This window comes from Acinetobacter sp. YH01021, assembly GCF_013420255.1.
GTDB lineage: Bacteria > Pseudomonadota > Gammaproteobacteria > Pseudomonadales > Moraxellaceae > Acinetobacter.
Map to the genome: position 1 here is coordinate 232,820 of NZ_VOYO01000001.1, position 14,714 is coordinate 247,533.

Annotated in this window: 15 protein-coding genes; 4 read left to right on the forward strand and 11 right to left on the reverse strand. The window is 43.3% G+C overall.

The window, feature by feature from the left end:
• Position 1 precedes the first annotated feature (1 nt).
• The 9 genes from purB to FTT86_RS01135 all read right to left on the reverse strand — a co-directional run bounded on the left by purB (position 2) and on the right by FTT86_RS01135 (position 7,328).
• Entirely contained in the window at positions 2–1,390 is a 1,389-nt protein-coding gene (gene purB / locus FTT86_RS01095; protein ID WP_044112892.1) for an adenylosuccinate lyase, read from the reverse strand.
• Between the two features lie 54 nt (positions 1,391–1,444).
• Complete coding sequence (hflD, locus tag FTT86_RS01100; protein WP_005107369.1) at positions 1,445–2,176, reverse strand: high frequency lysogenization protein HflD; 732 nt, start codon at positions 2,174–2,176, stop codon at positions 1,445–1,447.
• Between the two features lie 7 nt (positions 2,177–2,183).
• Positions 2,184–3,323, reverse strand: a complete 1,140-nt coding sequence (mnmA, locus tag FTT86_RS01105) for a tRNA 2-thiouridine(34) synthase MnmA (RefSeq protein WP_071851917.1) — start codon at positions 3,321–3,323, stop codon at positions 2,184–2,186.
• 4 nt (positions 3,324–3,327) lie between these two features.
• The gene (locus FTT86_RS01110) at positions 3,328–3,813 is read right to left on the reverse strand and encodes an NUDIX hydrolase (RefSeq protein WP_004646534.1); all 486 of its coding nucleotides are present in this window, start codon (positions 3,811–3,813) and stop codon (positions 3,328–3,330) included.
• A gap of 41 nt (positions 3,814–3,854) precedes the next feature.
• Entirely contained in the window at positions 3,855–4,427 is a 573-nt protein-coding gene (locus tag FTT86_RS01115) for a hypothetical protein (protein ID WP_071851919.1), read from the reverse strand.
• 68 nt (positions 4,428–4,495) lie between these two features.
• Positions 4,496–5,026, reverse strand: a complete 531-nt coding sequence (locus FTT86_RS01120) for a gamma carbonic anhydrase family protein (RefSeq protein ID WP_071851921.1) — start codon at positions 5,024–5,026, stop codon at positions 4,496–4,498.
• A gap of 111 nt (positions 5,027–5,137) precedes the next feature.
• Positions 5,138–6,286 (reverse strand): D-alanyl-D-alanine carboxypeptidase PBP5/6, encoded by a 1,149-nt coding sequence (gene dacC / locus FTT86_RS01125; RefSeq protein ID WP_004646537.1) that lies wholly within the window; start codon positions 6,284–6,286, stop codon positions 5,138–5,140.
• Positions 6,287–6,414: 128 nt separating this feature from the next.
• Entirely contained in the window at positions 6,415–6,795 is a 381-nt protein-coding gene (locus FTT86_RS01130; protein WP_005104587.1) for an MCR_0457 family protein, read from the reverse strand.
• 161 nt (positions 6,796–6,956) lie between these two features.
• Complete coding sequence (locus FTT86_RS01135) at positions 6,957–7,328, reverse strand: MCR_0457 family protein (RefSeq protein WP_005251317.1); 372 nt, start codon at positions 7,326–7,328, stop codon at positions 6,957–6,959.
• Positions 7,329–7,439: 111 nt separating this feature from the next.
• Here FTT86_RS01135 and surE point away from each other — a divergent pair, with 111 nt between their 5' ends.
• The 3 genes from surE to FTT86_RS01150 all read left to right on the forward strand — a co-directional run bounded on the left by surE (position 7,440) and on the right by FTT86_RS01150 (position 10,174).
• Positions 7,440–8,228, forward strand: coding sequence for a 5'/3'-nucleotidase SurE (gene surE / locus FTT86_RS01140; RefSeq protein ID WP_005251318.1), 789 nt, complete (start codon positions 7,440–7,442; stop codon positions 8,226–8,228).
• Positions 8,229–8,322: 94 nt separating this feature from the next.
• Complete coding sequence (locus tag FTT86_RS01145; RefSeq protein WP_180180407.1) at positions 8,323–9,153, forward strand: peptidoglycan DD-metalloendopeptidase family protein; 831 nt, start codon at positions 8,323–8,325, stop codon at positions 9,151–9,153.
• A gap of 91 nt (positions 9,154–9,244) precedes the next feature.
• On the forward strand, positions 9,245–10,174 hold the full coding sequence (locus FTT86_RS01150) for a LysR family transcriptional regulator (protein ID WP_004279736.1): 930 nt from the start codon (positions 9,245–9,247) through the stop codon (positions 10,172–10,174).
• Positions 10,175–10,233: 59 nt separating this feature from the next.
• On the opposite strand, the gene FTT86_RS01155 is transcribed toward FTT86_RS01150, so the two are convergent.
• Complete coding sequence (locus FTT86_RS01155) at positions 10,234–11,445, reverse strand: aspartate aminotransferase family protein (RefSeq protein ID WP_005251319.1); 1,212 nt, start codon at positions 11,443–11,445, stop codon at positions 10,234–10,236.
• Between the two features lie 160 nt (positions 11,446–11,605).
• On the opposite strand from FTT86_RS01155, the gene grxD reads away from it, so the two are divergent.
• Positions 11,606–11,947 (forward strand): Grx4 family monothiol glutaredoxin, encoded by a 342-nt coding sequence (gene grxD / locus FTT86_RS01160; protein WP_004279738.1) that lies wholly within the window; start codon positions 11,606–11,608, stop codon positions 11,945–11,947.
• 89 nt (positions 11,948–12,036) lie between these two features.
• On the opposite strand, the gene FTT86_RS01165 is transcribed toward grxD, so the two are convergent.
• Complete coding sequence (locus tag FTT86_RS01165) at positions 12,037–14,664, reverse strand: Lon protease family protein (protein ID WP_071851925.1); 2,628 nt, start codon at positions 14,662–14,664, stop codon at positions 12,037–12,039.
• Between the last annotated feature and the right edge of the window lie 50 nt (positions 14,665–14,714).

Here is a 14,714-nt window from a genome sequence, read left to right on the forward strand (position 1 = left end):
ATTAGATTTTTGCAATCAGCTCAGCTACCTGTTTAGCTTGATCAGCAGCATTACCTGTATATGATGCAGGTGTCATTTCCGCTAAACGCGCACGGTCAGCAGCAGGAACAGCTTCTAACTCGTTACCGTTTACGAAATCTACCATCATGTCGCGAGTCATGGCTTGACCACGAGTCAGGGCTTTTAGTTTTTCGTATGGTTTTTCAACGTTGTAACGACGCATTACAGTTTGAATTGGTTCAGCCAATACTTCTTGGGCATTATCCAAATCTTCATTGATACGCGCAGCATTCAATTCCAGTTTACCAATACCTTTAGAGCAAGCTTCAAAAGCAATTAAGCTTTGCGCAAAACCAACACCCATGTTACGAAGCACCGTAGAGTCAGTCAGGTCACGCTGCCAGCGAGAAATAGGCAGTTTTTCGCCAAGGTGTGCAAGTACAGCATTGGCAATACCCAAGTTACCTTCAGAGTTTTCAAAGTCAATTGGGTTAACTTTGTGTGGCATGGTTGAAGAACCAACTTCGCCTTCTTTTAGTTTTTGCTTGAAGAAACCAAGAGAGATATAGCCCCAAATATCACGGTTAAAATCGATCAGAATAGTGTTGAAACGACGTAGCGCATCAAACAGTTCAGCCATATAGTCATGTGGCTCGATTTGAGTGGTGTACGGGTTGAAGTCTAGACCCAAAGACTCTACAAATGCTTGTGAATGCGCAGGCCAGTTGATGTCTGGGTAAGCAGAGTAGTGCGCATTGTAGTTACCTACTGCACCATTGATTTTGCCCAGTAGCTCAACATTTTTGAACTGTTTGATTTGGCGTGCAAGGCGGTAAGCCACGTTCGCCATTTCTTTACCCAAAGTTGTCGGGCTTGCAGTTTGACCATGAGTACGAGACAACATTGGCTGGTCTGCATGCTTTTCAGAAAGCGCAACGATTGAATCGATGATTTGCTGCATAGATGCAACCAGTACATCACGACCGCTTTTCAGCATCAAGGCATGTGACAGGTTGTTAATATCTTCAGACGTACATGCAAAGTGAATGAATTCACCGGCATTTTTAAGTTCTTCGATACCAGCGATTTTTTCTTTCAGGAAATACTCAACCGCTTTAACGTCGTGGTTAGTGGTGCGTTCGATCTCTTTGATGCGATTGGCGCCATCTTCAGAAAAATCGCTCACAATCGCATCAAGCGCTGCATTAGTTTCACCTGAAAACGCCGGTACTTCAGTAATTTCCGGGTGGTTTGCAAGCGCTTGTAACCAACGCACTTCAACAGTCACACGAGCATGGATTAAACCAAACTCAGAAAGAAAAGGACGTAGAGCATCACATTTGCTCGCGTAACGTCCATCTAATGGAGAAAGTGCAGTTAAAGCGTTCATATCGATTCCTTAGATTTTGGAATTAAACGTAAAACGAAACACGTGCAGCATCAGTTAAACCACCTGAAACTGTAAACGCGCTAGATTCTGAATATCTTGTAGCAACTTGCGCTTGCCAAATACCATGCCCCAAGAGCTGCCACCGAGCTGACGCCACAAGTGCGCCATTTGCAAACCGGTAAATAAGGACGCACGAATACGGTTGGTGTGTCCGGCATCTTTAAAGGCTTCGGCATTGCCACGTACCATAATACGCGGATTAATCTGTCCGGCCGTATCGACATAGGTTTGAGCGAGATTGGCAATGATGCTGGGGTGCAGGTAATTATTATCAAAGAAAGAAAGCTGTCTGAGAATTTTCTGTTGGGACTGTTCAATAATTTCAACAAATTTGGGGTTGCTATAGACCTTCTTTTCTAATTGAAGAAGTGCCATTGCATAGCTCATGGGAAGTTTGGTGCTGGAAAGTTTTGGAATTCTGGATTTTGGAGAAGTATTGAAGGGTTGAATAATGCTGCTTTCTAATGTTTTTAAACCTAAGGAAATATCGGCCAGTTGATTAAAAAAGTCCAGGGTCTGGGCATTCTGATTGCTGCCGGGACGGATATTAAGACTGGCTCTAATTAACTGTTCAAAATAAAAGTTACCACTTTCACCAATGCTTTGCTGCCCCGTCAATGCTGTCATATGGGTTAGCTGGGTGGCCTGAAACACACCCGCTAATGCCAAAGCACGATTTTGACGAGTATTCAACGTTGTGGCTGGTTGAAATGGTAACTCCGTCATGCCGAATTCATCCTTTTATAAAATCAGGTTTAGGTGCATTGGTATGATGAATCACACCACCCCCTAAACAAACTTCACCTGAATAGAACACCACGCTTTGACCCGGGGTCACTGCACGTTGAGGTTCATCAAACTCAACACGAACACCATTCGGTGATTCTGAATCCTGGTATACCGTACACGCTTGATCAGTCTGACGGTAACGGGTTTTGGCTGTACAGCGGAAACCTGTTTCAGGAATATCTTGCTCACCTGCCACCCAGTCAATCGCCTCACTCCAAAGTATGGTGCTTTGCATCAGTGGGTGTTCATGGCCTTGGCCGACCACCAGACGATTGCCTTCGATATCTTTATGCAATACGAACCAGGCGCCTTCAGCGACGCCTTTCATACCGCCAATACCAATACCACCGCGTTGACCGAGCGTATAGTACATTAAGCCGTGATGATCACCAACCTCTTTACCGTCTTCCAGTACGATTTTTCCGGGTTGAGCAGGTAAATATTGCTTCAAGAAGTCATTAAATCGACGTTCACCAATGAAACAGATGCCAGTCGAGTCTTTTTTCTTGGCCGTGACCAGATCTAATTCTTCTGCAATTTTACGGACTTGTGGCTTTTCAATTTCACCAACAGGGAACAGGGTCTTATTAATTTCACGACCATGGACAGCATGCAGGAAATAAGTCTGGTCTTTGTTATTGTCCACACCACGCAATAAAGGTGCATATTCTTCACCACGTGAGTTGGTCATGGTTTCACCACGACGGCAGTAATGGCCTGTGGCAATAAAGTCTGCACCCAAGTTAATCGCGTGATCTAAGAAGGCACGGAATTTAATTTCTTTATTACATAAAATGTCTGGGTTTGGCGTACGGCCAGCCGCATATTCCGCCAGGAAATGCTCGAATACGCGATCCCAATATTCCATGGCAAAGTTTGCGGTATGCAGTTTAATCCCGATTTTGTCGCAAACGGCTTGTGCATCGGCAAGGTCATCCATCGCCGTGCAATATTCTGTGCCGTCATCTTCTTCCCAGTTTTTCATGAAAAGACCTTCAACCTGATAACCTTGTTGAAGTAAAAGGGCAGCAGAAACAGATGAATCTACACCACCTGACATACCGACGATGACACGTTGTTGCATAGGATTAGGCATCCAAATTTGAAATTAAGGGAGAATTTTGGTGCTCGTAAATGAGCGATAAAGGATATTTTTGACCTGAAAGCGCATCTTGCACGGCTTTAATCACCAATGGACTACGCGCGCGAGCAGATTCAATCAGTTCATCAAGCGTCATCCAGACTGCGCCGATAATATCTGTATCTAAAGTGGCATTTGGGTCATAGTCAATGGATTTGGCCAAGAAACAGAAACGGTAATAAGTACGATCCGGGAACATCGGTGGAGTATAGGTATATATACCTAATAAGTGTTTTACTTCCACCCTATGACCTGTTTCTTCCATGGTTTCACGAATTGCGGCTTCAATAATGGTTTCACCGCATTCAACATGACCTGCTGGCTGATTAAATACCGTGTGTGTCACACCTTCTGTATGTTCTTCTACAAACAGGAATTTTCCGTCTTTTTCAACGACAGTTGCGACAGTGACATGAGCAGTCCAAGCGGTCATAAAGCAGCACCATGGAAAAGGATGCACTATTGTATAAAATTTTAGGGTGTGTGGCTATGATGAAATTTTCCGAAAACTATAGTTTTAAACTTTCCTTCAAATTCATTGTTATGATTATATAGAAAGTCAATTTGACTTTCAGGAATTGGATGTTGGCATATTTCTAGACATGAGTAATATTTGATTGTATTCAGGGAAAGTTCACGTCTTTTTTGTCTAATTTCAACTTTATTTTCATCATAATGTGAAATAAGTGTTTCGAAGTTTTTTACGGGTACTTCTTGTATTTGTAAATATAAGTTATTTAAATGTACTTCAAAATAATTTATATTTTCCTTGAGTATGACGGCAGCCTCTAAAGCATTTCTGAGATCATTTTTTTCGAGTTGAATGTTATATTGTACCTTCCAAGAAATAAAACCAATGATGGCAACTATAGGTGTTATTACATAAGTAGTGGTTGTAATAATTGTGTTAATTCCAGTCATACTGAAGCTACAAGATAAAGATTGTCCTTGACACACTGCTATGTACTGAAAAAATCCACATATGAATAAAATTATTATGTAGGTGAGTAGATAAAATCCCACATATTTTTCAATTTCTTTAAACATAAATATTCATATAGAGATAGATTTAATTTATTGTATCTAACGATCAAAAAATTTGGCAATTAAAACAGTTATTTATAATTCTCAGAAACTTTTACATAATTATGTGCAGAATACGGCAAGAACGCCATTTCTTTTTCAGTGAGCGGACGTGCTTTTTTTGCCGGGCTACCAACATAGAGCCAGCCACTTTCCAAAACTTTACCCGGTGGAACTAGCGTACCTGCACCAATCATCACATCATTCGGAATGATGACATCATCCAGAATAATGCTGTTAATCCCAATTAGTACACGATTACCAATCGTACAACCATGCAATGTCACATGATGGCCAATCGTGACATCTTCACCAATGATCAAAGGCGAACCATTCGGTTTATCGGCTTTTTTATGACTGACATGCAACATGGCATGATCCTGAACATTCGAATTTTTACCAATCCGGATTGAATTAACATCACCACGAATCACGGCAAAAGGCCAGACAGAAACATTTTCAGCCAAGACCACATCGCCGACCACGATTCCCATCGGATCGATATAACACGATTCATCAATTTGTGGAGTTGTGTCTAAATAAGAACGAATGTTTTGGCTCATGGTGATCTGCTCATTAAAAGTTTAAGGATCATGTGCATAGTATAAAATAAAAAGCACCCATCTGAATGAGTGCTTTGGTCTTAGTGCTAGACTAAAACAGTCTATTTAAACTTAGAACAAGTTTGAGAAGAATTGTTTAATGTGGTCGAGCATACGTGCGAAGAAACCAGCTTCTTCAACCGCGTTTAAAGCCACCAACGGTTTTTCTGAAATTACTTTACCATCCAGAGTCGCTACGTATTTACCTACGACCTGACCAGGCTGTAAAGGTGCAGTCAGTTTAGGCTGAACCACCAGCTGGGTTTTAATCGCGTTGGCCTGACCTTTCGGCATAGTCACATTAAAGTTTTCAGCAAGACCGATCTGAACTTCATCTTCCTTACCAAACCAGACTTTGGCTTTAGCAAGTACCTGTTTAGCCGGTTGAACATTTTTGGTTTCGAAGTTTGCATAACCCCAAGCCAACAATTCACGTGTTTGTGTCGCACGTTCCTGCATGGTTGGTGCACCAAAAATCACTGAAATCAAACGCGTAGGACCGCGTTTTGATGAGGTAGTCAAACAATAACCAGCTTCATCAGTGTGGCCAGTTTTTAAACCATCTACACTCGGATCAGTATATAGCAGGGCATTACGGTTACCTTGCTTGATGCCATTAAAGGTAAATTCTTTTTCCGCATAAATCGGATAATACTTAGAACTGTCTTTAATGATGTGTTGTGCCAGCGTTGCCATATCTTTGGCAGTTGAATAATGACCTTCAGCCGGCATACCGGTTGAATTGATAAAGCTGGTATTGGTCATGCCAATACGTTTAGCTTCCTGGTTCATCATATGTGCAAAGGTACCCTCGTTCCCTGCAATATGTTCAGCCATGGCTTTCGATGCATCATTCCCTGATTGAATAATAATCCCGCGAAGCATTTCAAGTGCAGTTGCCGTACCATTTAAAGGTACATACATACATGATTCCGCGCTACTGCCGCGACACCATGCTGACTCGTTCATGCGCACTTGTTCATCTTCAGTGAGTTCACCGCTCAATAGTTTTTGTTCGATGATGTAGCTGGTCATCATCTTGGTCATTGAAGCAGGGGCTAATTTTTCATTTTCATTTTTTGAAGCGAGAAGTTGCCCTGTCTCGTAGTCCATTAGCACGTAGGATTTATTATTCAATTCTGGTGGTGCAGATAGGACAGTTGCTGCAAAGCTAAAACTAGGAACTAATAATAATGCAGCAAGGGCAGTTTTTTGGGTCATTTCTAGTGGGTTCCTATATCTTGATGTAAGCACGAAGAGCCTAGCATTTTAGGACAAAGCTAGGCTGACTTCTATGGGAAACCCGGTCTTATTTCAAAAGTATTGTAAGTTATCGGCAGAAAAGCAGCTTAATTGTTATAGGTGGTTAATTCATTACAAATCACCTGATTTTTTTTCTTGCCGGCTTTCTTGGCATCCGATTGTGCTTCGGCCAGAATATTGCGGAAATCGTTCTGTTTAGCCATCTGGTTTAAGCTTTCAACCGGATTACGCTGGCCCGGCATATACTCAGTCACCAGCTTGGTATAACCCTGATTAAACTGTGACTTGTCTTTGACCATGCTTGGACAGATTTCTGAAAGAACATAAATGGCTGCCAGTTCCTGTTTGGTCACTTGCTGAGTTGGGGTAACATTAATGTTTTCATCGGCTGCAAATGCAGAAGTTCCCAAAAGAGTGGCGGCAGAAATTGCGCAGAATGTTAAAGCTTGGAATATTGGATTTTTCATTGAAAACTCAAAAAATGGATTTAGAACAATAATTTGCCTAGCTTAAACTTATTTTTGAAATTGAAAAGTGGGAAAATGTAGCGAAGCTGTAGAATTATGAATAAATCTGTAAGAGAAAATAAGACGATGTTTACACCGTCTTATTTGAAAATTTAGCTGGCTTAGCCTTGGTAGTTCAGCATTTCTTCACAGACAGTTTTCTGCTCGTCTGAGCTGGTTTGCTTTGCACCCTGACGTGCTTCTTCAAGTAAAGATTTATATTCACTGTCTGCCTGTAGCTTTTGATAGCTCATGCCTTTATCTGAGTAGTCTGCAAGATAAGACTGGATCAATTGTTCAACGGTGCTGTTAAATTTTGGATTTTGACCAATGATTGCCGGGCAAACTTCAGCCATAACCTGTGCTGATGCAATATCTTCTTTTACAATGGTATTGTTTTCTTCAACAGTCAGATCGTTTGCCATGACTGAAGGGGAAATAAATGCTGCCAAGCTTAAAGTGAGAGCGCTAAGTAAAGAGAATTTTTTAATCATCTTGAGCCACATATTATAAAGATGGATGTCGAGCAATAAATATATATAATTCCTGCACTAATACAATGAAATGTCCTAGTCAGTCATTTTTTAGCGTAACGAGATTTTTTAGTGAATATTTTAGTTTCAAATGATGATGGGGTGTTTGCACCCGGTATTCAGGCTTTGGCGCAAGCGCTAAAGCCTTTGGGGCGAGTGGTGATTGTGGCACCGGAAAGTGAACGCAGTGGCTTTTCTAGTGCCTTAACTTTGGACCGCCCTTTACGCCCAATCCAGATTTCTCCTGATGTCTGGGCGGTTAATGGGACGCCGGCAGATTGCGTTTACTTGGCTATGAACGGGCTATTTGATTTTGAATTTGACCTAGTGGTTAGCGGGATAAATAGCGGCGCAAATCTGGGAGATGATATCTTGTATTCCGGTACAGTCGGGGCGGCCTTTGAAGGTCGTTTAACTAAACATCCTGCGATTGCCGTATCACTGAGTGGGCCGAATGTACGTGGCTATCAGCAGCCTCAGGATTATCAGTTGGCCGCCGAATGGGTGCATGATTTTATTGCTCGTGGTTTGCCTGTTCTGCCTGAGCGACATATTTTTAATATCAATATTCCAGATGTAACTGAATTGCAGGGTGAAAAAGTGACATATCAAAGTCGCCGCCGTCAGTCTAAACCGGTGACGAGTCATGTAGATCCGCGTGGTCGTCAGGTATTTTGGATTGGACTCTCGGGAGAAGCAGTCGCAGAACCTAAGCCGGGATTTAGCGAGATTGATTCAGACTTCTCTGCGGTCGCCAATGGCTATGTCAGTATTACCCCGATTCAGATGGATGCCACCAATTATGAGAGTTTGCGGAATTTGCAAACACAATTGGAAGAAAATGCGTCCTTAGTGTTATAACTTTGTGAAAAACTCGCGATTGCAAGTATATTGCCGTAAAACTTTGCTAATCTTAACGAAATTTTGCAACCGTATAGCATTAGAGAGGAAGATAATGTTCTTGGTGTTACCGAAATGTGTCGTAGCTTCGCCTGCAACCCTGATTAAAACCCTTGTTTTATCGACCGTTGTTATTTCTACAGGAGTAATTACCGGTTGTGCCACCAAACCCCAGGTGAATAATGCAACGCATTATGCAACAGCTCCTGATTTCTATACGGTGCGTTCAGGAGATACATTGAGCGGGATTGCAGCACGTTATGGGCTGAACTATATCAGTGTCGCGGAGATGAATGATATCAGTGCGCCTTACCGGATTTATGTCGGACAATCAATCCGCCTGAAAAGCAATACTGCGCGCCGTAGCACCAGTACTCAGGCTATGACTCAGGCAGCGCCAATCCAGCGTCAAACAATTGCAGTGCCTACACCGGCACCGGTGACACCAGCAACCACAGTACAAACCACACCACGCGTCAATACATCTGCACCGGTTACGCCAGTATCTACGGCTGCAGGTTTACGTTGGGTAAAACCATCGAATGGTGCGATTCTTCAGCAATACAATTTAGCTTCTAATATCAAGGGCACCCACTATAGTGGCAATGTCGGCGATCCGGTATTTGCAGCAGCAGACGGGCAGGTGGTGTATGCCGCTGATGGCCTGAAAGAATATGGCAATCTGGTGTTGGTGAAGCATATCAATGGCTATATCACCGCTTATGCACATAACAGTAAATTGAATGTGAAAAGTGGCCAAAATGTAACGGCTGGTCAAAAAATTGCAGAAATGGGATCGACTGGTACAAACCGTACCATGCTTGAGTTTCAGGTGCGCTTAGACGGCAAACCTATTAATCCTACTGCAGTTTTACCAAACAATTAAATAAATAATGCAAAGTGTAAATTTCGCCGTATAATACAATAAGTTGCTTTTATCAAATGATGAAGCACCTCATAAGTTTAGAGGGAAATTTATGTTAGATCAACTTCGAGCAATGGGTGTCTTTGCTTGCGTTGTGGAGAAGAACTCGTTTAGCGGTGCTGCCCGTGAATTAGGGATTACGACCAGCGCCGTCAGTCAACAAATTCGCTCATTAGAACACGATATGGAAGTCGTACTTCTAAATCGTTCGACGAGAAAATTAAGTCTGACCGAAGCGGGACAAGCTTTTTTCCATAGCTGTCAAGAAATGTTATCTGCTGCTGAGCGCGGTAAAGTCCGGATCAATGAGTTACGTGATGATCTCGTGGGTGAGCTGCGTATCGTTTCTTTGCCAGAATTATGCGCGAATCATGTGATTCCTGCACTTTCTCATTGGATAGCTGCACATCGCGGCTTGGCAGTACATTTAGAAACAAACAATCATGAGGTTGATTTGTTGGATGGGCGAGTTGATATCGCCCTAAGATTTGAACAGAAAAATGATGAGCATAATCTTCAGGTTGTGCCATTGATGCAGATTGAGCAAATTCTGGTGGCGACACCGAGTTATATTAATCAAAGCACCATTATTTCGAAACCTGATGATCTTAAAAATCATGAGGTCTTGCCTTTAACGCATCTTAAAAACCATCAGTATTATCATTTCCAACATGTGAATACTGCAGAAAAAGCCGAGTTTGAACTGAAATCCCGTTTCAGTACCAATAACGGTTTGGTTGCAAAATCGATGTGCTTGCAGGGTAATGGGATTGCCAAGGTTTTATATCTTGATGCTAAAAAGGATTTGCTTAACGGTACTTTAGTTGAAGTTCTGCCTGAATGGAGACTGCCATCGATTACACTGTATGCGGTTATTCCGAAACGTGAACAACAACCGACAAAAATTCTTCGTTGTCTTGATACCCTGAAACAATATTTTAGCCAGATCTCTGGCGGACGTATGTTACAAAACGCATCATAGAGTGCAGAATAATAAAAAAGCCGCTTTAGAGCGGCTTTTTTAATTTTTAGGCTAGGGCTTTATGCCAAATAAGCTTTGATCATTTTTACCAGACGTTCGATCAACTGGTCTGCCTGCTCCTGGGTAATATTCAGGGTAGGCAACAGACGAACGACATTGCCTGCAGTGACATTGATAATCATCTTGTATTCATTGCGTGCAATCGCAACCAGATCACCACATTCTTTTGGTAATTCAATCCCGATCATCAGACCGAAACCACGTACGATGACATTTTGATCTGCCAGTTTGTTGAGTAGCTGGTCAACGATATAAGCACCTTTTTCAGCCGCATTCGCGACGATATTTTCTTTTCGCATAATATCGAGAATGGTATAGACCACACGCGAACCCAGTGCTGTACCGCTATAGGTAGAACCGTGATTTCCAGCAGTTAATACACCGACGCCACGACCTTGGGTCATGACTGCACCAATCGGGAAGCCATTTCCTAAGCCTTTGGCTGTGGTCAGTACATCCGGAATAATATTGGTGTGCTGATAAGCAAAGTATTTACCGGTACGGCCATTACCAGTTTGCACTTCGTCCAGCATCATCAGCCAGTTATGCTGGTTGCAGATTTGGCGAATTTCTTCTAAATAGCTGAAACCTTGAGGTGCGGTATTCACACCGCCTTCACCCTGAATAGGCTCAATCAAAATCGCTACGATATCCGGATGATTGATTGCAGCTTCTTCAATTGCTTCGATATCACCAAAAGGTACACGAATAAAACCTTCAACCAGCGGGCCAAAACCTTCTTGCACTTTTTTATTGCCTGTAGCAGACAGGGTGGCCATGGTACGACCATGGAAAGACTGGTCAGCAACAATAATTTTTGGTGAAGCAATGCCTTGCATATGACCGAATTTACGTGCAATCTTGATTGCACCTTCATTTGATTCTGCGCCACTGTTGGAGAAAAATACTTCTTCCATACCTGCAACTTCAGCCAGTTTCTGTGCGGCAGCGGTTTGCCAAGGCACTTCAAACAGGTTGCTGGTATGAATCAGGGTCGCTGCCTGTTCAGCAATCGCTTCGGCAATGACTGGATGCGCATGGCCCAAACCGCATACCGCAATTCCGGTTAATGCATCTAAATACTCTGTACCATCTTCGGTATAAAGATATGCACCTCGTCCTCGGACAAAGCTGATCGGTTGACGGCCAAAAACAGGCATCAAATGAGACGGTTGATCAGTTTGTACCGGTGCGAGGGTAATATTATTCATGACTAACTCTTAACTGTTAGGTGGAAAGAAAAACTTATATAAGCAAAAACCCACTCAGATTTAAAGGGTAATTGTAAATAAAATTGGAATTATTGCTTTAGACATACTGTTTTGCCTGGATTTGGGTATAATGCGAGACAGATGAGTTGAGGATTTATCAATGACTGAACAAGCACGCGATACCGAAGCGTTAATTCGTGACCAAATTGCAAAACACGCAGTACTTCTTTACATGAAAGGCACACCGCAATTTCCACAATGTGGTTTTTCTGCACGTGCAGTAGAAGCACTCAGTCAAATTGGTCGTCCGTTTGCTTATGTAAACATTCTGGAAAACCAGGACATTCGCGCGATGTTACCACAAATCGCCAACTGGCCGACATTTCCACAGCTTTGGATCAATGGTGAGTTGATCGGTGGTAGTGATATCATGCTCGACATGTTCCAAAAAGGTGAATTAAAGCCTTTAGTTGAACAGTATAGCCCGGCAGCTGATGCTTAATTTTGTATTAAATTAAGTTCAGATGTGAAAAAGCGCTTCATTGAGAAGCGCTTTTTTTGGCTCTATTTTTGCTTAGGTCAAGGTCAGAGTTAATCCTCTGTCGCTGCATCCGGCTGTTCAACTGTCGAAGCATCAGCTTCAACTTCAGTTTGTGGCTCGACGATTTGCTTCTTGTCTTTTTTCTTCTTCTTTTTTTTCTTTTTCTTCGGCACTTCGACCAGTTCGGCACCATCTTCAATCGCTTGCCAATAATCCAGCTGTGCCATTACTGCGGCATAGATTGAATTTTTGCTATAGCGACCTTTTTTATCCAAGGTACCGACAGGACGCGCCATCAGGATTTCCAGCGCCTGATCAATGGTATCAATCGCGTGAATATGGAACTGACCTTCTTCCACAGCAATGGTGACATCTTTACGCAGCATCAGATGCTGCATATTTTGACGCGGGATAATCACACCTTGTTTTCCGGTCAGACCTTGTAACTTGCAAGCATCAAAGAAACCTTCAATTTTGGCATTCACACCACCTACCGGTTGTACTTGTCCCAGCTGGTTCATGGAACCGGTAATGGCCCAGGACTGATCAATCGGTAACTGGCTGATGGCCGACAGTAAGGCAGAAAGTTCCGCTACCGTGGCACTGTCACCATCGACTTGACCATAACTTTGTTCAAAGGCCAGCGCAGCAGAGAAGTGCAGGGTCTGTTCACGACCAAAATGCGCTTTCAGGAAGGATGACATCAGTAACACACCTTTGGCATGCAAAGAGCCACCAAGTTCTACACTGCGTTCGATATCCAGAATATCACCGCCACCTTGATACACCGAAGCAGTCAGTCGTGAAGGCAGACCAAACTCAACATCAGCATAATGAATCACCGACAGGGCATTGATTTGGCCCAGACGATGACCACGGGTTTCGATCAATTGGGTACCACGAGTCAGATCTTGCCAATACAGTTCACGTAAATAGCCGAGACGATATTTGCGATGATCCAGTGCGGTATTGATATGTTTTTCTGACACCATCTTGTCACCGGCCTGGAAGGCATGATGATGTGCTTCACGGATCAGATCACCCAGCGTCAGGGCATGTAATGACAATGAACTTTGATCTTCGGCCTGACGGCTGGAATCTGTGAGCAATGCCGCCAAAGCAGAACGGTCAAAAGGTAATAATTTATCCGATTGCACATAGTCGGCAATCAGCTGCATATAGGCCTGCTCGTTGTCGTCATTACGTTGTAATGTATCGGTAAAATCAGCACGGATTTTAAAGATGCTGCCCAGCTCTGGTTCAAGCTCTAAAATTTCATAATAAATTTCAGGCTCAGCCAGCAAGATGACCTTGATATTCAATGGAATCGAAGCAGGTTCAATCGAAATGCTGCCGGTTAACGTGATCATATGCTCAAGCGAGGACAATTTTAAATGCCCCGATTTAAGCGCGCGCTTCAAGCCTTGCCATGCATAGGGCTGTTCCAGCAATTGTTCCGCTTCCAGCATCAGGAAGCCACCGTTAGCCTTGTGCAAGGTACCTGAACGAATCAGGGTGAAGTCGGTGGTAATCGTGCCATTTTGGGTCCGTTGTTCCACATGACCCAAAAGGTTGTAATGCGTTGGAAAATCTTCAAAGATCACCGGTGCACCACTGTTCGGCTTATGGGTAATAATTACATTTGCCTGATAACGTGCCGGAACGCGGCTGAATAGTGCCGGAGTGAAGTCATCTTCTTCCTGTTCCAGCACGATTTCGACATTATTGATAATGTCTTCGGCATAATATTTCAGATAATGTTCCAGACCTTCCACATGTTTGAATTTCGCTAGAATCTGTTCGACTCGCGGCAAGACGACCTGCTTGGCGATATCGCGGTTCAGGATCTGTACGCGATCGCGTGCATCATCTTCCAGATCACCTAGGTGTAAACCCAAACGTTCCAGTTTCTTGTCCATATAGCGCATGTTAGAGGCTAGTTCGGCACGATCTTTGTTGCTTAATGCATTCAGATCTTCCTGAGACATTTCCTGCAATTTGTCATCAATCAGATGCACAGGGACAAAACAGTGCTCATCATGTCGCGAGATCAGCTTCAGATCCAGTTCTGCGCCTTCTTTGGTCAGTTCGATCAGTGCCTGCTGCTGTTCATCACCCGTTTCCTGGCGAATCATTTCAATGCGGTTATGATAGGTCTCTGCAGTAAAACGGCGCTCAAGCTGCTTGAGGATCGTTTGCCAGCTTTGATTCAACATGGCCTGGAATTTCGGCCCTTGACCTGAGGGCAGTTCTAGCGCAATCGGCTGACGCTGGTTCTGAAAGTTATTGACGAACACCCAGTCATTCGGGGTTTCCATAGTTTTGGCGTGCTGTTGCAGCAAACGCTTCACCATGGTGCGTTTTCCGAGTCCTGCGGTACCCACAGCAAAAATGTTATAGCCGGAATAAGGCAGGGCAATCCCGGCCTCAACTGAGGCGCGTGCGCGATCTTGGCCCAAAAAGTTATTCAGGGGCTTGATCCGTTTGGTTGACGCAGGAATTTTTTCTAGGTTTGGAATATGCGTCAGCTGGGTGGATGTTAACCGGGTATGGTCCAGAGTATTTTTAATTTCGCTTTGTTCAAATGCAGAGATAAGTAAATCTGAGCGGATTTTTTGTGGAGTTGTGCTGGTGTTGCTGGCAATAGAAGAATTAATTTGATCGAGTCTCTGGGTCACTGTTGAAAATCCAAAACGAAATATTACGTTGATGAGAGTTAAGGTATACA